This is a genomic window from Acidithiobacillus marinus (assembly GCF_002847505.1).
GTDB classification, from domain to species: Bacteria; Pseudomonadota; Gammaproteobacteria; order Acidithiobacillales; family Acidithiobacillaceae; genus Acidithiobacillus; species Acidithiobacillus marinus.
The window spans coordinates 1-22,443 of the sequence record NZ_MXAV01000057.1 but is presented as its reverse complement, the minus strand read 5'-3'; the positions used below and the strand labels follow the sequence as shown (position 1 = coordinate 22,443).

Sequence of the window (22,443 nt, the reverse complement as noted above, 5' to 3'; positions counted from 1 at the left end):
ATTCGGACCGGAGTCCGTTGCGGCTCAGCGCCGCGTCGTGAGGGCGCATTATACGCAGGCGCCGAAGGGTGTCAACACAAAATTTTGAAGCATCGACTATTCGTGCAAAATATCGCGAAGTACCGTTTTATCTGGGCTCAGCGCCGCTGCTGAGGGCGACTCGGGCAAAGTGACGTTTTCCCAGTTGCAGTAGATATGTTTCTCCGAGCTTCAAAGTCTGTGTCGGATCAACGACTCGCTCACCATCTACACGCACTGCATTTTCGCGAATCTTGCGCATGGCCTCGCTATTACTGGCTGCCAGTCCCGCTTGTACCAGGACCTGAGACAAGCGGGGATCCGCATCGTAGCCGTACTGCTGCAAAGGTATATCCTGGGGGATTTCATGGCGTTGAAAGCGCGCCAGAAACTCCCGCCGGGCGGCGTCCGCAGCTTCCCGGCTGTGGAAGCGGGTCACCAACTCTTCCGCCAAATCCAGCTTGATATCCCGGGGATTGCGCAAACCCTGTTCTGACTCGCTCTGCAGGTGCTGCTGCTCATCGGCCGGTACCCGGGACAGCAGGGTGTAATAGCGCCACATCAAAGTATCCGAGACGGACATCACCTTGCCGAACATGTCTGCGGGTGCATCTTCCACGGCAATGAAGTTGCCGAGGGACTTGGACATTTTCTGAACCCCGTCCAGCCCCTCCAGAATCGGCATGGTCAGGACGAGCTGGGCCTGCTGTCCATATTCACGCTGCAGCTCCCGCCCCACCAGAAGATTAAAGCGCTGATCGGTGCCGCCCATTTCCAGATCCGCCTTGATGGCCACCGAATCATAGCCTTGCAGCAAGGGATAGAGGAATTCATGAATGGCAATAGGTTGATTGGCTGCATAGCGTTTGCTGAAGTCATCACGCTCCAGCATCCGTGCCACCGTATAACGGGCGGCAAGCTGGATCAGCGCTTCAGGGCGCAATGCACCCAGCCAGTGGGAGTTGAACAGCATTTCCGTACGTTCCGGATCGAGAATTTTGAATACCTGCCGCTGATAGGTTTCCGCATTGGCGGCCACCTCTTCAGAGCTCAAGGGTTTGCGAGTGGCATTTTTGCCGGTCGGATCACCAATCATCGCCGTAAAATCACCCACAATGAAGAGCAGTGTATGCCCCAGATCCTGAAACTGGCGCGCCTTATGGAGTAGTACGGTATGGCCGAGGTGCAGGTCCGGGGCGGTGGGGTCCATGCCCAGCTTGATTCTCAGTGGTGTGGACTTTTCTGCCGCAAGCTCCAGGCGCTTGCTGATTTCTCCTTCGGGGAGAATATCGACGGTTCCCAGGGTAATTTGTGCTTCTGCTGCTTCTCTATTCATGCGCATAAAATCCACCAGTGATCAGATGGGCAGCATCTTAGCATTTACCCGGGCATCTCTGAACGGATTACTTAATTTCTCATGTAAAGTGTTGGTTTTCGGCGCACTTATTGTCTTCCAACTCATCGATATGAAATACTATTTGTGCTGTATCATCTACCCATAAAGGAACGAACCATGCTGAAAAAAAGTCTGATCTCCGTACTGTGCCTGTCTCTTCTGGTGCCGGCCGTTTCCCTCGCGGAAACTGCGACCCACGCCGTCAAACCTCTCACTGCTCACCAGGAACGGATGAAAACCTGTAATGCTGATGCCAAAGGCAAGAAGGGTGAAGAGCGCAAGGCATTCATGAAATCCTGCCTGAAGGGTGAAAGCGCCGCAGCTGTCAAGAAAGCGCCTGAAGCCAAAAAGCATGAGAAGAAAACGGCTAAGAAGCCCAAAACCTACAAGAAACTGAACTCCCAGCAAATGCGCATGAAAACCTGCAACGTGGAAGCCAAGGGTAAAAAAGGTGCCGAACGCAAGGCGTTCATGAAGTCCTGCCTCAGCAACAAGTAATTTCTGCCATATCGCGGCCCCTCTTGCGGGGGCTGCAACACAAAACATTCCCCCATGGCCCTTCGAGGGAGTAAACTCTTACTCTAGGTTATCGAGAGGAAGTCACCATCATGCTCAGTCTCTGGGGAGAAATTATCATTATGGTTGGAACCCCCTTACTGCTGATCATTGTCGCAGTAGGAATCAACCGCCTGGCCAGCAAGCATCAGCGGGACGATGATCGCTCATGATTCTGCTTAACATGCTGAAGGGCAAGCTGCATCGGGTTCGGGTAACAGATGTTGAACTGGAGTATGAAGGCTCCTGCGCCATTGATACCGACCTGCTGAATAGCGCCGGCATTTATCCGTATGAGCAAGTGCACATCTATAACGTCCATAATGGCGACCGGTTCAGCACTTATGCCATCCCCGCAGCGGCTGGCTCGGGAGTGATTTCCGTGAATGGTGCCGCCGCCCGGCGCGTGGCACTGGGCGACATCCTGATTATTGCCGCTTATGCACAAATTCCTGAAGATCAGATTACTGCATTTCAGCCTCGCCTCGTTTATGTGGATCAGCGCAATCAGATCACGCGCTGCAGTCACGATTTGTCATAACCGGCTCCGTTGAGCTTATCCCTGAGTGCTTCCGGACCTTCCGCGTAATACCCGCCTGCTGATGGCCGCGCGGATGGCTCGAAGTGTCGGGCAAGGTGCACTGGTCGTGGACTTTGCACTTTATCTGCATGTTTTGCATTGGTCGGCCATCCGTATTGGCGGCCTCTATACCCTGAGCTTGCTGCTCGGCGCTCTGACCACCCTCATCGTGGGGCCGCTCAGCGACCGTTTCGGTGCCAAACGCTTTCTGTTGGGGTATGAAGTCGTGCAGCTGGTAGCCGCCGGCATTGCCTTTGGTACTGCCCAACCGGCCTGGTTGGCCTTAGCCGCCATTTTCGGGGCATTTGGCAGGGGAGCCAACGGGGGTGCCGGCCCCTTTGCACCAGCAGAACAAGCCTGGATGTCTCGCAGCGCCGCTCAACATCAATGGAGCCGGGTTTTTCACCTGAATACCAGTGTGGGACTGGCGGGGATGGGGGCTGGCGCATTACTGGCTACTATACCCGGTCTGCTGCAAGGCATACTCCCGGGTCCAGAAGCCTATCGATCCTTGTTTATGGTCGTGCTGCTGGGGTCCATCGCTTGTTTGTATTTTTTACGACGGGCCGAAGAGGTTTACTGGCCAACGGACGCGTCTTCTGAGAAGGGAGAAGTGGTCACTGCTGCAACCCAATCCGTTGCGACAAAGGCAGAAGTGTCTGCGAAGTCAGGAAAAATCTTGCTTCACTTCGCTGCTATCAATGCCCTGAACGGCCTCGGCATAGGCATGGTCGGTCCGCTGATGGCTTACTGGTTTCATTTACGCTTTGGCGTTGGTCCGACAGCCATCGGTGCAGCCATGGCTTTGGCATTTTTCAGTGCCGCCATCATGTCTTTACTCGGCCTGCGCCTCACCCAACGCTTCGGGATGGTGGGAACCGTGACCCGGATGCGCCTGCTTGGACTGATATTATTGCTGGCATTACCGTTTGCGCCGGTATTCTGGTTGGCGATGCTCTTATATATCTCCCGCGCCGCTCTCAATCAGGGCAGCATTGGTTCACGACAAGCCTTGTTTTTAGGACTGGTTGGGAAAGACAAAAGGGGGCTGGCAGCCACCGTGAACAGCCTGTCCCTGCAAGCGCCTAGGTCAATTGGACCGAGCATCGCCGGGCTGTTTTTTGAGGCGGAAATGCTGACCACCCCGTTTTTACTGGCGGTGGCCCTGCAAGGAGCGTATTTGATTATGTTTCGTCGGTTTTTTCGTCAACAACATCAATAACCCCCACCGGCCACCAATCATGGTGGCCGATACTCAGGCGCTTGATATTACTCCTAGTTCCCTGTGGGGCTTCCACATTCCCCGCAGAATTTCTCGTCCGGCTCCAGCGTAGCCCCGCACTGTTTGCAAAAGTGCTTTTTGTTGGCAACCGGAGCTGCGGGAACAGCTTCATTTTCCGTCTTTGCTGACGACGTTTTTTCCGCGAAATTCTGGGTATGCTGGCGGGCCTGTTGTGCTGCTTCCTCCGCCTTTTTCCGTGCCGCATCCGCTGCTGATCCCACTTTTTGCAGAACCTTCCCCACCATCGCGTTGCTGGCTTCAAGGTCCACCAGTCCTCTGCTATCCGCATAAAGATAGGCCAACCCCAGTTGCAATACCGTGTTGGGAATGGCGACCACTACGACAAAAAAAGCTGCCGCAACAATCAAGAGAGCGTAATCATAGAGACTGCCATTGACCGTAGAGTGATACCCCATGTATCCCATGGCATTACCATACGCCATGGGCAACTGAAACATGCTCATCAACCCAGAAACCCCGTACAAAGCACTTTGTGCTGCTCCACCCATACTGCCAACCACCAGACCACCTGTGAATGAAGCCGCATAAGCTGCCAGCGCCGCCAATATTCCGCCCACAATCAAATACAGCAAAAAAAGAAGGAGCAACACAAAAAACACTGGCCCCGGACGACTTTTAGCTACAGCGAGGACATGACCAAGGGCGTTACTGACGCTTTCTCCAAACCACAGGGCTGGGCCACTCAAATTGACGGCCACCAGAAACATGGCGGTCAAAGCTACATTCATCAAAAACAAACCCGGGAAAACCACTAGAGAAAGCAGACCGCCAAGAATGGGGATTCGGCATATCTCAATCAGGATAATCTCGACAATCAGCAGACCAAATACCATGAGGACTTCTATCAACATCAAACCGAGCAAACGAGGCAAAGTATAGATGCCAAACAAAATGCTGGTGCTGATACCGGGGGTTTCCCGTTCTTCCACCACGGCAGCGAGGCTAAATCCTGCACCCAGGTATCCGGCACCGGCGAAAGCCGCAAAAGCCACAAGTCCTATAAACGCGAACAATACGGCAACAAACCCGCCTATTCCAGCACCAATACGGCTTAAAACCAATAAGGCCACAAAGCCAATGAACATGGAAATGGATAATATCGCCATCGGCCGGAACATGGTCAACCCTTGCAGAGCTTTGAGCAAGATATTGAAATTTATTTCTTGAGAATTAGTAGCCGCTGTATTCATTGATGATGTTGTCATAGCGTTTTCTCCAAACAATGAGACTGGACCAGAACCTCAGCGCAGATCCGCTCCGCAGTTCCCACAGAAAATGTCACCCGGGGTCACTGGAGCATGACATTTAGGGCAAAGCGCTTCATGAATCTGTGCGCTACCGGCTGAAACAACCGGTTGCCTTAACGGGCTAGCAGCCAGAGAACTCGAAGGTGCAGAACGAGTCAAACCCCGCGTATTTTTTTCAATCTGGACCAGAACTGGCAACACCATAGCCAAGATGAAAACAATCACCGCAGCAACAATAAAGCCTAATAAAGATAATCTTTTAACCTCATCTTTCCGGGCGTCTAATTTTGCCGCATCCATGGCCGTAGAAAACGCATTAATATACTGCCGCGTCAGAATGTCCGCCGTACTTTCCGTGACAGATCCGCCAAAAATAGAGTTGGACGTTGTAGTGTTCTGGGCCTGATAAACGCCATTTTTTTGGGCATACTTGATACCATCACGAACAAATTCTGACCAGCCAGATATAAAATTATCACGATATTCAGAGGGCATCTGTTGCATTAGGGTGATTATCTGATTCATTTTGACATTTTGAATATCGTATTTCGAAATGATCGAAATGATTCGGCTACCATAGTCTTTGCTCAGTCTAAGCTGTTCCTTTTGTTGGGCCACATTGCTTTGCTGGGAAGGCAAATTTCCAATCATCGTTTGCTGTGCTTGCGCATCAAATCTTGGGGTTTTGAAAGAAGAGCCCAGGGTCAGCAGTTCAATCGCCACAAAAATCACCGTCAGAAGCGCGAGAAATGCGAAAATCAGTGACAACCATTTTCCCAGGGCAAACATTTTTATTGACATGCCGCCCGCTATTTCTTGATTACCCATATAATCCTCTGGTGATATGGAGATTAATTTTAAGGAGCGGATACGCTCGCCCCTCCTGATTACTCATCAGATTTATTGACTACCACCCTGAATTTTCGGTTGATTGGCCGCAGGAGGAACCATGTCGGGCGTCCGCATGGTTTCCAGATTGTTATTTACACTGTTATTTTCATACTGAATGGCGCCACCCTCACTGCTGGGAGCGACGCGCGTACCCATCAGATAATCATCAACGGACTTTCTTTCACTATCCATCTTCATCCGCAAGGCATTTTGACGCATACAATTCTGCATGCTAACCGAACAGGCTGTAGCATAACGGGCTGTAAAATGGAAAAAATTTACCGCAGAAGCCTTTGCCAACTCGAAACTATTGAGCTGCTGGGCGGTCAGCCCGGAAACACTCATGCCAGCAAATTGACGGGCATAGGCCTGGGACTGATTCTGCAGATTTTCCCAACAGGCGCGCTGGCTTCCATAGCCTGAGCTGGCAGACAGGGAGCATTGTTCCAGATCATTTTTCATGGTGCTTTTAGCGGCAGTCCATTGCCCCACAAACTGCCGGGAAACATTAATTCCTGCCTGTTTGACATTGGCCTGGGCCTGGGCCTGATTCATGGCCAGCGGCATAGGCGGAGCCACCGTACCACTCGTATTGGCACAGCCACTCAGCGCCGCAAGTGCCAAGGCACTGGCAGCCCAGAAAATTTTTTGTGCATGATTTTTTGAAAGATTCATTACAGCCTCCGTATCAAGATTTGATTCAGTTATTACCGCCAAAAGGGGAAAGTATTTTCTGCATTTGCTCCTGATCCGCAGACCCGCCATGGGTTCCGTCAGAATGTATGCTCGAGATTGCTTGCCGAGGGGTGGATTGACGGACTTCTGCATGGTTTACCTGAATCCTTTCTGGTACAGGTATCGTCACCGGCTTGGCCATATCCACAGGCTTTGCAGGGATATCTTTTTTGACCTGCACTGCAGATTTGCCGGGGCTCACTGCCAGTGAAGCTGGCGCTGAAGTCGCTTTGGCTACTGGAGAAGATGACGTCGCGGCAGCAACTGACGCTGCGGATTTGGACGCTGCAACCACGGCACTACTGGCCGCAGCCACAGGATTTTTCGCTACGGCCGTTGCATTTTTCCCGGTCATAAAGCGGTATCCAAAATAGCCTCCCACTGCCACAACCATCAGAACGATTACGGCAATAATCCAGAGTAACAGCCCTTTCTTATGGCTTTTAGGCTCAACTGTTTTTGGCGCGGAATTTGATGACAAGCTGTCACTGCCACATTGCGGGCAGAACCGGTTGTCGCCCAAATCAGCACCGCAGGCCTTACAAAAGTGCAGGGCACCAGAGCTCGGCGGCTGCTTGTTGCCGGAAACAGGCGTTATGGGCGCTTCTGGCTCTGGCTCTGGCTCTGGCTCTGGCTCTGGCTCTGGCTCTGGCTCTGGCTCAATATGTTTGTCTACCTTTGGGGTCTGGTAAAGCATTTCATTTGAAGGATGCGACACGTCGTCTTCGCGCAGCAAATCATCAGCGGCGCTTTCTGTAAGGATTTCAGGTAGTGCCGCCAACTCCGGCTCAACCGTCTGTTGAGTCGCTATGGTAGACGGTTCAGGCGCAGCGGCTGCGGCGGCCAAGGTTGCGGGGCAATTGTCTGCACCACAGGCCGAACAGAAAGCTTTGCCGTGGAGATCCGCAGCACAGGCAACACAGAACTTAGAGCTTGGATTTGAAGATGGTTTTAAAGACGCCCCGCATTGCATACAAAACTTGCGGTTGGGAGCATTTTCGGTCTGACAGGCCTGGCAGCGCACTGAACGTCCTTTTATTCAAACACAAGCACCAACACACTTCGTGTTGGTGCGGTTTTTATTATCTGGCCCTCCAGACGTCACCAGGGGGTTTTTATAAGTTTATTTAATGAATATAAACCCAATTTTCCGCATTTGGCAAGCACAAAGCCAGAGCTTAGCCCGTCTTTATCAATAACCAGATTTATAACTTCCCATAAGAATGCAACCCCGACAGGAACATATTCACCCCCAGAAAGCAGAAACTGACTACCCAAAGACTCATGAAGGACCACCAGGCCATGGCTTGTCCGCGCCAGCCTTTGACCACCCGGGCATGCAGATAACCCGCATAATTCAGCCAGACAATCAGTGCCCAGGTTTCCTTGGGATCCCAGGACCAAAAACCGCCCCAGGCTTTGGCCGCCCAGACAGCGCCGAGAATGGTGGCCACAGTAAAAAACAGAAAGCCCAGAGCAATAGCCTTGTACATCACCTCATCCATGACCTCGGCGCTGGGCATGACCCGCAATAGCACGCCGGAACCGCGACGCCGGGAACGTTCAGTCAGCAGGTAACCCACGCCAATGAGGCTGGCAATGGTAAAATTGGCATAGCCGACAAACATCATGGGCACATGCAGTTTCATCCAGAAACTTTGCAGGGCCGGAATCAGCGGTTCGATCTGGTCCATGTGCTGGGCAAAGGTCAACCAGAGCAAGAAGCCCACCCCGGCGGCCACCAGTGGCATGACAAAAGCGCCCAGGGCACGGGCTTCATTGCGTTTTTCATAATACAAATAAAACAGCGGGGTTGAGGCACAAAAGAGCACCAACACTTCCCAAAGATTACTGACGGGTATATGGCCCCAATCCGGGTGTCCCAGATAGGTTTCCCGCCACCGCACACCCAGACCGATGAAACCCATGATCACCCCGGCCCAGGTCAGGGCTGTCGCCCACTGTCCGGTCCGCTGAGATCCGGTAAACAGGTACAGCAGATAAGAGCCGGTAGCCAGCAGCAGCAGTCCAGACATCCACATGACCGCCGCATAGCCCTGCAATACGTCGCGCAGCAATAGATTGTTTGCGGTTGTCTGACCGATACTATAAAGCCATACCGCAAACAGGGCGGGCAAAACAACCGCCAGGGTTGCTCCCTGAATAGGCCGCCAGGCGAGACCCGCTACCAGCAGTGCCCCATACCAGGATCCCAACACCACAAATTGCCAATAACCAAACTGCGTTCCATAAATGCCGAGAATCACCCCGACCGCCACCGTCAATGCCGTAAACCATGCCCAGTCCCTGACTTTCCACTGCGACCACCAGTTCGGCTCTGGAGAAGTGTTGGTCCAATTTTCAACGCGTGTGTTGGCCATCTTTGTGCTCCTTGTATTCGGCGTGATCGACGCCCAGGGCCTGCTCCAAGGTCCCGGTCCATCTTTTAAACTCCTTGGCAAAATCCAGACGATTGCGGTCTGCAGAAGCCCCCAACAATAACTCGACTTCCTCTGCGTCCTGTCCACGCGGACGAAGACGGAGCCAGATTCTTTTCTGCGGAAGATAAAACAAAATGAAAATTCCCAGCACCAGGGCCACACAGCCCCAATAAATCACAATGGTTCCCGGCCACTTGGTAACCTGCAAGCCCGCTGCCCAGCGGTGGTCAAAACTGCTCAGGGACAATATGAAAGGCATGGGATAATCGTGCAGCTGCATCAAGGTCTGCATGCTTGCCTGCAAAAAACGAGACTGTTCCACCGCAGTCATATTCGGGGCATGACGGGCAACGACCTCCTGAAAAGTTTTCGTGAAAATAGCCTGGGAGGCGTTGGCCCCAGTGCGGGCAGCGGCCTGCAATGCCGCCAGATAATCCATGAACAGGCCTATACTGCCGTTGGGTCCGGTAGGAATGTAAATATATCGGTAGGCATGACTCAACGCCTCGCGATATCCCTGCACGAAAAACCCCTGTCCTTCGCGGCGCATGGGTGTCATGTAGGTCTTGAACTCGGCGGCCTGACCATCGGGATTGTGGATGATATAGGTAAAACTGGGACCCAGATTCAGGGTCGGATGACCGGGGGTCGCCTTTTCACCCACGGCAGCTTTGGGAACAATATTGTACAGATTGAAATTTTTCAGATCGACCGCGTAACCGGAATTGCCCGCCTGGAGGGTTTGTCCTACGCGCCCGGAAAGCGTCCCCGGCGCTGGCCCCGAAGCGCCGAGCAGGTAGGTTTTCATGTGCAGCAGGGAACCACCGTCACTGAAGCTGGACTGATAAATGTACACACCGTCATAAGCCATGGGGTGATTGACGCGTACGTCACCGGTTTTCAGCACCTTACCCTGGGGACTGTAGAGGATGACCCGGGAAGTAAAATCCTTGGGCATTCCGGTGGAGTAATATGAAATATGGAAGGACTGCAGATGAATCCGGAAAGGCAAAGGCTGGACCAGATAACCATTACCGGCAAGCTCGAACACCGCATTGGCGGTCTGTCCTTCAGGCAGGGTGATAATACCGCGATAGGCCGGATTGTTTGCGGACATCCAGGCCGACTTCGGGATTTTTGAAAGGGGGAGATTGAAGTTCTGCTCTGGCCGGAGCGTCCCCTGCCACTCCGCCCATTTGACCGGCACATCGGCATTATACAAGGCCGCCGCGCAAATCAACACGATGGCTAGATGGGTAAGAAAATAACCCAGGCGGTGATAGCGGCCCTTACGGGCAGCAATGGCAATATCCCCCTCTTTTTGTTCCGCTCGGGGTTTATAACCAGATGCCCGCAACACCTGCAAAATGCGCTCCTGGGCCTGAGCCATAGGCAGAGAAGAAGTCATTCTCACCCAATGATCCTGGCCCAGAATCACGGCATCCCGCTGGCGAATCGGAAAATCGCGCATTTCCCGAATCATCCGGGGGCTGTTCCGGGTCACACAGGTGGCTGTGGACAATACCAGAAAAGCCACAATCGCCGTATACCATAACGTCCGGTACACATTATACAAACCGAGATCACGATATACCGCAAACCAGAACGGCCCAAACTGCATGGCGTAATTCTGATAGGGCTGCTGCTGACTGAGAATGGTGCCTATTACCGAAGCAATAGCGAGCAACACCAGCAAACTGACGGCCAGACGCATGGATCCCAAAAACTGTACCAGCAACCGCCAGCGTGGTTGCCGCCAGGCAAGGCCCTCTACATGTGCTTGCAAAGCTGTTCTCCCTGATTTTTTCAGTGAATGATTTCACTTGAATTTATGTTTCGCAGTCTAGGTTCTCGGTCTGATAGCAGCAAGCCTCTTGTCCATCCCCCTGTAGCCTTGCTCTTGAGTTTCAGATTGCCAGAACCAACTGACGACGACTATGCTCTCAGCATGAACCATACCAACCCAACACCTTTCCGTTTTGCCCCGTTGCGGCGGGCCAGCTTTCGCTTGAGCGTGACCCAGGCGGGACAACTCCCCCCGGATGATGGGGCCGAAGTGGCCATTGCCGGACGCTCCAACGTCGGCAAGTCATCCACGCTCAACATGCTCACGGAGCGCCGCGCCCTGGCCCGAGTCAGCCGGACACCGGGCCGGACACAGGCCATCAATGTGTTTGATCTCGATCCCGGGCAACGCCTCATCGATCTGCCCGGATATGGCTACGCCAAAGTCCCTGAGGCCTTGCGGCGCTCCTGGGGGCCGTTGCTAGAACAGTACCTGCGCCGCCGCAGCAGCCTGCGGGCCCTGATTCTGGTCATGGACATCCGCCATCCTTACAGTCCTCATGATGCGGATCTGATCGGCTTTGCGGCGAGCTGTGGGCGCCCGGTACATGTCCTCCTCAACAAGGCCGACAAGCTCAGTCGCGGCGCTGCGTTACAGGAAATGGCCCGGTTGCGACGCATGCCGGAATTACAGGGAGTCGCCATGCAGTTGTTTTCGGCGCAGACCGGACAGGGTCTGGATGAATTGCACCAACATATTGCCGGGTGGCTGGATGCTGCCGAAACAAAAGAAACCCCGACATCTGCCGGGGTTAATAAAGAGCCCTCAAAGGGAGGGGAGGACTCATGATCCGGCCAGGGAGGGTAGACCGGATCCAGACAAGCAATCGCTTACTCTCCGGGTTTGAGTGAAGCATGTCGGAAAAGTTCACTCATTCCCCTCACCCCTGGCATATTTTACGGCCGAGCTGGCGCGCCCGTTGGCGTGGACGAGGCGAACGCTGGGCGCGGAAGCTCCATCTTGAACAGTGGTATCCCCACCTGCCTATTGCTGCAGCCGTAGGTTTCCTCGGCCTTTTCAACATTCTGCCGGCCATCGAGCATTTACTGGGACTCAGCTATGTCGGCAGCCTTGCCGATATGTCCAGCGGCTTTGTACTCGATGCCTTTCGTGGCCTTCCCCAGGGTGCTGCCGGCATCATTCTGCTGATCATGTCCCTAGGATTGCTGTTTCGCTCCCGTTTCGCCTGGGCGGTTGTCCTGATTATTGCTTCAGCCGTGCTGGCCGTCGGAATTTACCGTCATCCCCAACATATTTCCGCGTTGCTCTACTACAATGCCGCGTTGGTGTTTTTTCTGTGGATTTTTCGGGGGCGCTTTAATCACAGCAGTCTGGCCACCGGTACTCTGTTTGCATTGGTGGGCGCCATCATGGTCATAGGTTATGGCGTCTTTGGCGCTTATATTCTCGGCGATGGCTTCAAACCCCATATTCATAGTCTGACCGGGGCCCTGTATTTTTCGATTGTGACGATGTCGACCGTGGGTTACGGCGATGTCCTGCCGGTTTCCAACGAAGCCCGGCTTTTTGTGGTATCGTTGATTGTGCTCGGAATCACTGTATTTGCCACGTCGTTATCGGCCATTATTGTTCCGGCCATCAATAACCGGCTGCAATCGGCGCTGCAAGGAGAAAAACGCCACATGACCCTAAAAAACCATTACATCATCGCGGGTGATACACCGCTGGCGCGTAACAGTTATCGCGAGTTGAAAAGCCGCAATTTACCCGTCGTCATGATCATGGGGCATCAGCCCGATGACTCCATTTATCAGCCAGACGATCTGATTATTGGTGACTCCAGCGATACCGACATTCTCCGTAATGCGGGTGCCGAAACAGCACTGGCGGTGTTGGCTCTGCGCGCGGATGATTCGGAAAACGCCTTTGTGGTGCTGGCCGTCAAGGAAATGGAGGGCTCCGCGAAAACTGTCGCCGCCGTCAATGACAGCAAGAATCTGGGGCGGGTGCGCCGGGTCCAGCCGGATATGATCATCGCTCCACAGGTGCTGGGCGGTGAATTGCTGGCCATGGCCCTCAATGGCGAGCAACTGGATAATGATGCTGTCATGAAAATGTTCCGCTTCAGCAGCGGCAGTACGGCTTCCCCCGGCAAAAACTAGCCATGGGCGGCATCCCAATGCGCCCCTACACCCACACCGACCAGCAGGGGGACCGCCAGTTCCGCCACCCCTTCCATGCGCTCCTTGAGGGCGGCGCGGGCAGCTTCCAGACCACTCTCCGGCACCTCCAGAATCAGTTCATCGTGGACCTGTAAAATCATCCGGCCCCGGGCCGGATCTTCCTGCAACCAGGCATCTACGGCAATCATGGCTTTTTTGATCAGATCTGCCGCCGTGCCCTGCATGGGCGCATTGATGGCCGCACGCTCTGCATAACTGCGCCGCGCCGCGTTGCTGGAGCGAATCTCAGGAACATATAGGCGGCGACCAAACAGGGTTTCCACATAACCCTGCTGCCTGGCCAGGTTGCGGGTCTGCTCCATGTAGGCAAGCACCCCCGGATAGCGCTCAAAATAGCGGTCCATATAGGCCCGGGCGGCACTTTGCTCAATGCCGAGCTGCTGCGCCAGTCCGTAGGCTGTTTGCCCGTAAATCAGGCCGAAATTGATGGCCTTGGCAGCCCGCCGGGCATCGCTGTCCACGGCTTCGGGGGCGAGATTGAAGACCTCGGCGGCAGTGGCCGCGTGAATATCCTGCCCCTCGGCAAAAGCCTGCAACAGACGGGTATCCCGGGAAAGGTGGGCCATGATGCGCAGTTCGATTTGCGAGTAATCGGCGCTGAGCAGGCAAAACCCGGATTCGGCCACAAAAGCCTGACGAATGCGCCGGCCCTGTTCGGTTCGTACGGGAATATTCTGCAAATTGGGGGCGCTGGAAGACAGCCGCCCGGTGGCCGCCACCGCCTGCTGATAGTGGGTATGCACCCGCCCGGTCTGCGGATTGATCATCTCCGGCAAGGCATCCGCATAGGTATTTTTCAGCTTGGCCATGCCCCGGTATTCGAGAATCAGGCGCGGGAGCTCCGCCTGCACGGCCAGTTGGGCCAGCACTTCTTCACTGGTGGAAGGCTGTCCGCCCGGGGTTTTTTTCAGAACCGGCAGCTGCATTTTATCAAACAGAATCTCCTGGATTTGTTTGGGTGAACCGAGATTGAAAGATTGCCCGGCGGACGCGAAGGCCTTGGCTTCACAAGCAGCCATATCCCGGCCCAACTCCTGACTGAGGACTGCCAACTGCTCTCGGTCCACCCGCACACCGGCCTGTTCCATCCGCGCCAGCACCAGCACCAGGGGCATTTCAATTTCCATCAGGACGCGCTGCAGGCCCGGCTCAGGGGCAAAACGCGGCCATAGTTGGGCATCCACCCGCCAGCAGACGTCCGCATCTTCCGCCGCATAGGGCAAGGCTTCAGCGACAGGAACATCGGCAAAATTCCGTGCAGATTTCCCCTTCCCCGCCACTTCTTCGTAGGTAATGTTCTGGTGCTGCAGGTGCCGCTCCGCCAAGGTGTCCAGATCATGATTGTTCTGACTACTATCCAGCACATAACTTTCCAGCAGCGTATCCCGGCATAAGCCGGCGGGATGAATGCCGTAACGCCAGAATACCCGCCAGTCATACTTGGCATTTTGGGCCAGTTTTGCTGCCTTAGGATTTTCCAGCCAGGGACGCAGTGTTGCCAGAACATGGTCCAGCGCCAGCTGGGGACTGCCATCCCGGTGGCCCACGGGGATATAGACTGATTCGACCTGCTCTGCTTCCTGCCAGGCGCAGGAAATGCCCACCAGATCAGCATTCAGCGGGTCCAGATCGGTAGTTTCCGTATCCAGCGCTACCAGGGGGGCTTGCTGCAGTTTTTGCACCAGCTTTTCCAGCTCCGCCGGGGTCGTGATGGCCCGATAGCCACTGCGCTCAATGGGGGGCAAGCCATTCACAGCGTCTCCAGTGATGTCCAGCCCCCCTTGTTCGGCTCCAGCTTCGGCAGGGTATTCCTTCAACCAGGCGTGAAAGCCCAGACGCATGGCCAGGCTGCGTAATTTCGGGATGTTTTCGGAAGAGCGCCGCCATGATCGGACCGGCAAATCCAGATTGCAGCGAATCGTGGTCAAATCCAGACTGAGCGGAAGATAATCCAGTGAAGCCCGCAAAGCCTCACCGATTTTGCCACCGATGGCATCGGCATGGGCCAGCACGCCTTCCAGATTGCCATATTGCTGAATCCACTTGGCCGCCGTTTTCGGCCCGGCGCCGGGTACACCGGGAATATTATCAACCTTATCTCCAGTCAGCGCCAAGAGATCAGCAATGTGTTCGGGGGCGACTCCATAGCGCTCCCATACCCCTGCCACATCGGTTTTCACCCCTTTCATGGTATCCAGCAGGGTGACGTGATCATTTACCAACTGGGCCATATCCTTGTCACCGGTGACGATGATGACCTCCTGGCCCGGCGCAGCCTGCCGGGCCAGGGTGCCGATGACATCATCGGCCTCCACATCGGGCACCAGCAGCAGCGGCAGGCCTGATGCCTCGATCCATTCGTGCAACAGCGGAACCTGGGCGCGCAAATCCTCGGGCATGGCGGGGCGCTGCGCCTTGTATTGGGGATATAGCCGGTCGCGGAAGGTTCCCCCCGGCGCATCAAATACCACAATGATCTCATCGCCGGGATAATCCTTGAGCAGTCGCCGCAGCATGTTGGCTACCCCGAATATCGCCCCGGTCGGCAACTGGTCCGGTGCCCGCAAGTCAGGAAGCGCATGAAAGGCGCGGTACAGAAAACTGGAGGCGTCAACGAGAATACGCGGGTCTTGGGACATGATCTGGGACTTGTCAGCGAATTTCCGTCATAATACGGAAATTCTCCATCATTGACACGGGAACAAGGCATGCGGGCGCATCTTGAGGAAGAAAAACTGCGGGACGGGGGAGAGGGACGACTCACCCGTGAGGCCTGGAAAATTTTTCAGATCATGGCGGAATTTGTCCGTGGCTATGAAAAACTGGTCGATGTGGATCCCTGTGTCAGCATTTTCGGCTCCGCCCGCCTCGGCCCCGACAATCCCTGGTATATCAAAACCCAGGAAATTGCCGAAAAGCTCTCCAATGCCGGCTTTTCCGTCCTCAGCGGCGGTGGTCCCGGCATCATGGAGGCTGCCAACAAAGGTGCCTTCCACGGAACGGGTTACAGTATCGGACTCAACATCGAGCTTCCCCACGAACAACACAGCAACCCCTATCAGGATATTGCCATTTCCTTCGAGCATTTTTATTCCCGCAAGGTCATGTTCATGAAATATGCGGTTGCCTATGTCGTCATGCCCGGCGGCTTTGGTACCCTGGATGAACTGGCGGAATGTCTGACCCTGGTGCAAACGGGTAAAACCCGACGCATGCCCATTATTCTGGTGGGTTCGGCCTTCTGGAGCGGGCTTATCGCCTGGTGGCAGGAGGCGATGCTGGGCCTCGGCACCATCAATCCAGAAGACCTCAAGCTGATTACGGTCATCGATGATCCTGACGAAGTGGTATCTGCCATTTTTAACCACTATGAAAAGCGCGGCTTTGCCCCCTCGGCTGCCGAAACCGAAGCCCTTCTCAACCTTTAGATATTCCGGGAGTTCCCATGTCTGCTCGTCACCTGATGCTTACCCTGGTTGCCACCGTTTCCCTGGGCTTTGCGGCCAACGCCGTCGCCGACCTCGATGCGGCCCTGCCCAACTCCGCACAAAACAACATCAAAAAGCTGCACCTGCCCAAACTCGCCCCGCATAAAATTGGCCCAAACGCGGAAATCCAGGCGCCAACCGGGTCGAAAATCGAAGAGTACAAAGTCAACGGCCGGGTTTACATGGTCAAAGTGATTCCGCCCAAGCCTTTCCCGCCCTACTATCTGGAAGACAAGGGCGGCAATGGACGTTTCACGGAAGTGCCGCAAACCGACGCGGAACACCTGAGTGTGCCCCAGTGGATCCTGTTTCGCTGGTAAATCTGCGTTCATGTCTGTTTATACCAATGTTTCCGGCCCGGAGCTGGCCCGGTTTCTGCAAGACTATGACCTGGGGCAGGCCCGCGCTTTGTCCGGCATTTCTGCCGGCGTCGAGAACAGCAACTATTTTCTCGATACCGATCAGGGACGCTTCATTCTCACCTTGTTTGAACGTCTGCCCGCCGACAAGATTCCCTACTTTCTGGACCTGACCGACTGGTTGAGCAGTCAGGGCATTCCCTGCCCGCGCCCCATGCACACCCGCAGTGGCGGCAGCCTGAATACCCTCTGCGGCAAACCCGCTGCCATTGTGCAATGCCTGCAGGGCCAGTCCATTGAAGGGCGGGCCGCGACCCTGACAGAAATCCGCGCGTTGGGAGCATTACTGGCCAAAATGCACAAAGCTGGAGAAGGATTTCCCCAGCGCCATCCCAACCCCGCCGGATTTACCTGGATGGAAAGCACCGCCCGACATCTGGTCCCCCACCTTGATCCCCAGGATAACCGGATCATTGCCGATGAACTGGCCTACCAAAGCCAGATCCACCGCGAAACACTGCCGGGGGGCGTCATTCATGCCGACCTTTTTCCCGACAATGTGCTTTTTACGGAGGAACAGATTTCCGGCACCATTGATTTCTACTACGCTGGGGATGATGCTTGGCTCTATGATCTGGCCGTAGTAGCCAATAGCTGGTGTGCACTTCCTGATGGCAAACTCGACCCCGCCCTGAGCCCGGCGCTCTGGGAGGCGTATGTGGCGGCTCGCCCGTTGCAGGCGGACGAAGCCGCGTTGTGGATGGCGATGCTTCGGGTCGCAGCGCTGCGCTTCTGGCTGCTGCGCCTCGATGCCGTGCATTTTCGCCGCCCGGGGGCCATCACTTTCTGCAAGGATCCGGAAGAATACCGGCGGATTCTTCTCCAACGTCGCCAAGGTCTTTAATTTCATCGTCAGGTTAATGGCTGTAATTGAACGACACCCAGAGCCAGCCACTTGGCCCCTGAACTGAACTGCACCTGAATCCGCCCCTGGCGTCCCCCCGCCTCATAATCCAGCACCACGCCCTCACCAAATACCGGATGCTGCAGGCGTGAACCTAGTGGGAAGGGTATTTCCGGAGCGGCCGGACGCAGCGCCATGGCGGGACGACTGATGCGTGCGCGGGGGCGCAAATCCTGCAACAACTCCTGGGGAATTTCCCGCAAAAAGCGAGAGGGCATACCCAAGCGTTCACTGCCATGCAAGCGCCGGCTTTCGGCATGGCTGAGCACCAGCAGGCGCATGGCCCGGGTCATGCCTACATAGCAAAGACGACGCTCTTCCGCGAGGCCCTGGGCATCTTCAAGGGAGCGCTGATGGGGAAAGAGCCCTTCTTCCAGCCCCACCAGAAAAACCAGCGGAAACTCCAGACCCTTGGCACTGTGTAGACTCATGAGCTGCACACAATCCTCCCAGGCATCACCGGCCCCCTCTCCCGCTTCCAGGGCCGCATGGGTCAAAAATTCAGACAGCATGTTGCCGGGTTGGGGCGCCAGTTCTCCCAGTTGCGGGTCAGCGCTCCAATCCTGACCGTAGGCACGGGCGGCATTGATGAGTTCATCGAGGTTTTCCAGACGGCCTTCGGCCCGATCACTCTCGCGACTATGCCAGTCGCGCAGCGCGGTCCGGTGCAGGATGCTTTCGACACGCTCTTCCAGATCCGCATCCCGGGTTTCCTCGGCAAGGCCATCCACCAGATTCAAAAAGGCATTGATTTTCGCATGGTTCAGCTCGCCCGCCGCCTGCCACAGAGACAGGCCCTTGGCGCGAGCCAGTTGCCGCAGCTTTTCGACACTGACCGCGCCGATACCCCGCGCCGGAACATTGACGACCCGTTCAAAAGAGGCATCATCATGACGATTCACGGTCAGGCGCAAATACGCCAGGGTATCCTTGATTTCCGCCCGCTCAAAAAAGCGCAGCCCGCCGTACACCCGATAGGGAAGACCCTCGCGTACCAGCACTTCTTCAAAAGCGCGGGACTGGGCATTGGAACGATAGAGAATAGCGCAATCCGAACGCTGGCCGCCTTCTTCCAGCCATTGCTGAATCCGTCCGATCACATAGCGGGCTTCATCAAACTCATTGTACGCCGTATATAAATGCACCGACTCGCCGCCGGGTTCCGCCGTCCACAGGGTTTTCCCCAAGCGGTCGGGGTTGTTGGCAATGACGGCATTGGCCGCCTGGAGGATCGCCGCCGTTGAGCGATAATTCTGCTCCAGGCGCACCACCTGCACACCGGAAAAATCTTCGCCAAAGCGCAGCAGATTTTCGACCCGGGCTCCGCGCCAGGCGTAAATGGACTGATCATCATCGCCCACCACAAAAATCTGCCCGTGCCGGGCAAGGCCCTTCAACCAGGCATATTGCACCGCATTAGTATCCTGAAATTCGTCCACCAGAATATGCTGAAAACGCCGCTGGTAATGATCCAGAATTTCCGGAAACTCCCACAGCCGCAAGGCATAAAGCAGCAAATCCCCAAAGTCCAGCAAGCCCGAGCGCTGCTTGGCCTGCTCATAGGCCTGATAAATCGGCACAAAAGGCGCCGCTGCCGGTCCTTCATAGCGGAGAACCTGTTCCGGTCCCCAGCCTTCATCCTTCCAGCGCCCGATGCGCCCGGCCATGGCCCGGGGCGGCCACTGTTTTTCATCCATCTGCGCCTCACGCATGAGCCGCCGCAACAAGCGCTGACTGTCGTCGGCATCGAGCACCTGAAAATCCGCCGGCAACTTCAATGCTTCATGATGCAGGCGAATCAGGCGATGGGCGAGACCATGAAAAGTCCCCATCCACAAGCCACGCAGATCCATGGCGACCATCCCATCGAGGCGCTCGCGCATGGCCCGGGCGGCCTTGTTGGTAAAGGTGACAGCCAGGATTTCTCCGGGATGCGCCCCCATTTCGAGCAGGTGGGCGATACGGCTGGTGAGTACCCGGGTTTTCCCGGAACCTGCCCCGGCCAGCACCAGCGCCGGTCCGGGAGGGAGCGTCACCGCTTCCAGTTGACGAGGATTGAGGCTGGACCAATCTGACAAAAACATTCCTCCAACCCGATCTGACGGGCTTGAAAACACGGTACAATGGCCGCATTGTGAAAGCAGACTTGCAGGTTTGTTCCGGTCTGCTATAACCCATGATAAGGGGGAACCATTGGAATACAAAGACTACTACAAAATTCTCGGGGTGGAACGCGGGGCTGACGCCGATGCCATCAAGGCCGCCTATCGCAAAATGGCCCGCAAATATCACCCAGATGTCAGCAAGGAAGCCAACGCCGAAGATCGCTTCAAGGATCTTCAGGAAGCCTACGAGGTATTGAAAGACCCGGAAAAGCGCGCCGCCTACGACCAGTTGGGCAGCAACTGGCGCGCCGGACAGGATTTTCGTCCGCCACCCGGCTGGGGTGGTCAGGCCGGAGGCTTTGGTGCCGGCGGATTTGGCGGGGCCGATTTTGGGGGTGGCGGCTTCAGTGACTTTTTTGAATCCCTGTTTCGCCAACAGCACGGGGGCGCCGGGGGATTCCATGGCGGCGGGGGCGGTTTTCGCAGTCAGGGAGAAGACAGCGAAGCCAGCATCCAGATCAGTCTGGAAGACGCTGCCCAGGGAGCGCAACGGGAAATCAACCTGGAAATGCCCACTGTCGGCCCCAATGGTCAGATGCGCCGCGAGGCCCGCCGCCTGACGGTCAAAATCCCCAAAGGCATCCGCGAAGGCCAGCGCCTGCGCATGGCCGGGCAGGGCGCACCGGGCATGGGCGGAGGACCCAATGGCGATCTTTACCTGCAGGTCCATTTTCAGTCGCACCCCAAATTTCGGGTAGAAGGGGCTGATTTATACCACGACCTGCATATTGCGCCCTGGGAAGCCGTGCTCGGCGCCAGCGTCGAGGTCCCCACCCTGGAAGGCAGCGTGCGCATGAAAATTCCGGCAGGGAGCAGCAGTGGTCAGAAGTTGCGCCTCACCCAGAAAGGCCTTCCCGGGACTGGCAGCAAACCGGCCGGGGATCTTTACGCTATTATTCAGATTGTCGTCCCGAAACACATCGGCGATGACGAAAAGGCCCTGTGGACCCAGCTAGGAGAAATGTCCAACTTTCATCCCCGCCGTTAGAAAGGAGAGCGCACGATGGTCTCAACACCCATTCATGTCATCGAGGCAGAGCTGCTGGAAGACGGTGCCTTCTGTTTTGATCTGCCGCGTTTTTGCAGCCTGCTCCACTGCGGCGAAGGGGAAGCCGTGCAACTGGTGCGCTATGGGGTGATCCATCCCGAAGGCAGTGGCCCTCAACACTGGCGCTTTCGCAGCCTTGATCTCTATCGGGCCAGACTGAGCCGCCGCCTCGCCCGCGATCTGGAAATCGACCTGGCCGGTGCCGCCCTCGCCGTGGATTTGCTGGAGCGTTTGCGGCATTAGTAGCATGTCAGGTCAGGCTGAGCTTCTAATCCACACTTTTCGTAAATGACGCCCACGGGAGTCAATCATGATGGTCTTCCTTATTGTAACATCTGACCGAAAAAACAAAGCAGACTCACATGAAAATATATACAGAAAAATTTGTTGTGCTGAGCAAATTAGGCTCCCTTATAATTTTTGGCTCTGATGATAAAACTATAGACATAGGCAACCTCATGAATACCATATAAACTCTGACAAAATCGCTTAGATTTCTCTAAATATCTTAAGAACTCAGGGTCATCAGATATAGAGTCAGGATCTATTTTTACCAGCCAAGTTATAACTATACTTCGCGACACGAGAAAAAACATGATAGATAACAAATTTTTATATAATTTCCATCCATGGATTGGTCTTATAGGTGTTGTACTTGGCTTTGGGCTCGGGGAAGGAGGTCGCTACATCCTTTACCGATGGAAACTACATAGAAAAAAAGAAATTATCAACTTAGAACTTAGAATTATTTTGCATCAATTGTCACAAAAAATATCCATAATAAATCAAGCAGTTAAAAATTTAGAAGAAAAAAGACTCATGCCCATATACTCTGTTAAGTTTGAGACAACCGGTTATCATTCGGTGATTAATTCGCTCATCCCGCACCTCACAGCCAAAGAAAGGAGTTGCCTCTATTATATATATGAGTACCTTCGTGTAACTGATATCGTATTGGATACTTTTGAAGAAAAATTCATTCACTATGGGATAAATAAAATCGTACAAGATCCATACATTGTTTTTATTAACCGGCTAAAAGAATTTTCTGAACTTTGCCAACGAAATAAATACATTATTCGCTCATATCTTGAAGGAAACCCAATAGATGTTTTAGAACTGAGTGTTACAATCAAGAGAGCAGAATAAAATATGTCTACAAATCCGTTTAATGATCTGCCTGCGGGCAGATCATCTAGTTGG

20 protein-coding genes and 1 pseudogene are annotated in these 22,443 nt (G+C 54.8%); 11 read left to right on the top strand and 10 right to left on the bottom strand.

Annotated features, from left to right (window positions below):
• Positions 1–127: 127 nt before the first annotated feature.
• The gene (tyrS, locus tag B1757_RS14785) at positions 128–1,354 is read right to left on the bottom strand and encodes a tyrosine--tRNA ligase (RefSeq protein WP_253253896.1); all 1,227 of its coding nucleotides are present in this window, start codon (positions 1,352–1,354) and stop codon (positions 128–130) included.
• Between the two features lie 177 nt (positions 1,355–1,531).
• Here tyrS and B1757_RS14780 point away from each other — a divergent pair, with 177 nt between their 5' ends.
• The 3 genes from B1757_RS14780 to B1757_RS14770 all read left to right on the top strand — a co-directional run bounded on the left by B1757_RS14780 (position 1,532) and on the right by B1757_RS14770 (position 3,771).
• Complete coding sequence (locus tag B1757_RS14780) at positions 1,532–1,912, top strand: PsiF family protein (RefSeq protein ID WP_101539054.1); 381 nt, start codon at positions 1,532–1,534, stop codon at positions 1,910–1,912.
• Positions 1,913–2,138: 226 nt separating this feature from the next.
• Positions 2,139–2,510, top strand: coding sequence for an aspartate 1-decarboxylase (gene panD / locus B1757_RS14775; protein WP_101539053.1), 372 nt, complete (start codon positions 2,139–2,141; stop codon positions 2,508–2,510).
• Positions 2,511–2,535: 25 nt separating this feature from the next.
• Positions 2,536–3,771 carry an MFS transporter gene (locus tag B1757_RS14770; RefSeq protein WP_253253895.1) on the top strand — a complete coding sequence of 412 codons (1,236 nt, stop codon included), beginning with the start codon at positions 2,536–2,538 and terminating at the stop codon, positions 3,769–3,771.
• 53 nt (positions 3,772–3,824) lie between these two features.
• On the opposite strand, the gene B1757_RS14765 is transcribed toward B1757_RS14770, so the two are convergent.
• The 7 genes and pseudogenes from B1757_RS14765 to B1757_RS14740 all read right to left on the bottom strand — a co-directional run bounded on the left by B1757_RS14765 (position 3,825) and on the right by B1757_RS14740 (position 10,952).
• Positions 3,825–5,057, bottom strand: coding sequence for a zinc ribbon domain-containing protein (locus B1757_RS14765; protein WP_143484297.1), 1,233 nt, complete (start codon positions 5,055–5,057; stop codon positions 3,825–3,827).
• 36 nt (positions 5,058–5,093) lie between these two features.
• A complete protein-coding gene (locus B1757_RS14760; RefSeq protein ID WP_101539051.1) occupies positions 5,094–5,927 on the bottom strand; it encodes a zinc ribbon domain-containing protein in 834 nt (277 codons plus the stop codon).
• A 72-nt stretch (positions 5,928–5,999) separates the two neighbouring features.
• Positions 6,000–6,665 (bottom strand): hypothetical protein, encoded by a 666-nt coding sequence (locus tag B1757_RS14755; RefSeq protein ID WP_101539050.1) that lies wholly within the window; start codon positions 6,663–6,665, stop codon positions 6,000–6,002.
• A gap of 25 nt (positions 6,666–6,690) precedes the next feature.
• Positions 6,691–7,506 (bottom strand): hypothetical protein, encoded by an 816-nt coding sequence (locus tag B1757_RS14750; protein ID WP_253253894.1) that lies wholly within the window; start codon positions 7,504–7,506, stop codon positions 6,691–6,693.
• A 99-nt stretch (positions 7,507–7,605) separates the two neighbouring features.
• A pseudogene (locus tag B1757_RS16160) lies at positions 7,606–7,749 on the bottom strand (double zinc ribbon domain-containing protein); the annotation flags it as partial.
• 181 nt (positions 7,750–7,930) lie between these two features.
• Positions 7,931–9,106, bottom strand: a complete 1,176-nt coding sequence (gene ccsB, locus B1757_RS14745; protein WP_101539048.1) for a c-type cytochrome biogenesis protein CcsB — start codon at positions 9,104–9,106, stop codon at positions 7,931–7,933.
• The gene (locus B1757_RS14740) at positions 9,087–10,952 is read right to left on the bottom strand and encodes a cytochrome c biogenesis protein ResB (RefSeq protein ID WP_101539047.1); all 1,866 of its coding nucleotides are present in this window, start codon (positions 10,950–10,952) and stop codon (positions 9,087–9,089) included. The genes ccsB and B1757_RS14740 overlap by 20 nt, the downstream gene beginning before the upstream one ends.
• A 126-nt stretch (positions 10,953–11,078) precedes the next feature.
• On the opposite strand from B1757_RS14740, the gene yihA reads away from it, so the two are divergent.
• Positions 11,079–11,801: a ribosome biogenesis GTP-binding protein YihA/YsxC gene (gene yihA, locus B1757_RS14735; RefSeq protein WP_438263632.1), complete on the top strand. Its 723-nt coding sequence runs from the start codon at positions 11,079–11,081 to the stop codon at positions 11,799–11,801.
• 65 nt (positions 11,802–11,866) lie between these two features.
• Positions 11,867–13,135: a voltage-gated potassium channel protein gene (kch, locus tag B1757_RS14730; RefSeq protein WP_101539046.1), complete on the top strand. Its 1,269-nt coding sequence runs from the start codon at positions 11,867–11,869 to the stop codon at positions 13,133–13,135.
• Here the strand turns inward: kch and polA are convergent.
• Positions 13,132–15,855, bottom strand: a complete 2,724-nt coding sequence (gene polA / locus B1757_RS14725; RefSeq protein WP_101539045.1) for a DNA polymerase I — start codon at positions 15,853–15,855, stop codon at positions 13,132–13,134. The genes kch and polA overlap by 4 nt on opposite strands.
• Positions 15,856–15,924: 69 nt before the next feature.
• On the opposite strand from polA, the gene B1757_RS14720 reads away from it, so the two are divergent.
• Genes B1757_RS14720 through B1757_RS14710 form a run of 3 tightly spaced genes read left to right on the top strand, consistent with a single transcriptional unit; the run spans position 15,925 to position 17,967 of the window.
• The gene (locus tag B1757_RS14720; protein ID WP_101539044.1) at positions 15,925–16,644 is read left to right on the top strand and encodes an LOG family protein; all 720 of its coding nucleotides are present in this window, start codon (positions 15,925–15,927) and stop codon (positions 16,642–16,644) included.
• A gap of 17 nt (positions 16,645–16,661) precedes the next feature.
• Positions 16,662–17,024 carry a DUF2782 domain-containing protein gene (locus tag B1757_RS14715; protein WP_101539043.1) on the top strand — a complete coding sequence of 121 codons (363 nt, stop codon included), beginning with the start codon at positions 16,662–16,664 and terminating at the stop codon, positions 17,022–17,024.
• Between the two features lie 10 nt (positions 17,025–17,034).
• Positions 17,035–17,967: a homoserine kinase gene (locus tag B1757_RS14710; protein WP_101539042.1), complete on the top strand. Its 933-nt coding sequence runs from the start codon at positions 17,035–17,037 to the stop codon at positions 17,965–17,967.
• A gap of 8 nt (positions 17,968–17,975) precedes the next feature.
• Here B1757_RS14710 and B1757_RS14705 read toward each other — a convergent pair whose 3' ends face one another.
• On the bottom strand, positions 17,976–20,111 hold the full coding sequence (locus B1757_RS14705) for a UvrD-helicase domain-containing protein (RefSeq protein WP_253253893.1): 2,136 nt from the start codon (positions 20,109–20,111) through the stop codon (positions 17,976–17,978).
• A gap of 109 nt (positions 20,112–20,220) precedes the next feature.
• Here B1757_RS14705 and B1757_RS14700 point away from each other — a divergent pair, with 109 nt between their 5' ends.
• The 3 genes from B1757_RS14700 to B1757_RS14690 all read left to right on the top strand — a co-directional run bounded on the left by B1757_RS14700 (position 20,221) and on the right by B1757_RS14690 (position 22,389).
• Entirely contained in the window at positions 20,221–21,180 is a 960-nt protein-coding gene (locus B1757_RS14700; RefSeq protein WP_101539041.1) for a DnaJ C-terminal domain-containing protein, read from the top strand.
• Between the two features lie 15 nt (positions 21,181–21,195).
• Complete coding sequence (locus B1757_RS14695; protein ID WP_101539040.1) at positions 21,196–21,483, top strand: chaperone modulator CbpM; 288 nt, start codon at positions 21,196–21,198, stop codon at positions 21,481–21,483.
• Between the two features lie 351 nt (positions 21,484–21,834).
• Positions 21,835–22,389: a hypothetical protein gene (locus B1757_RS14690; protein ID WP_101539039.1), complete on the top strand. Its 555-nt coding sequence runs from the start codon at positions 21,835–21,837 to the stop codon at positions 22,387–22,389.
• Positions 22,390–22,443 lie beyond the last annotated feature (54 nt).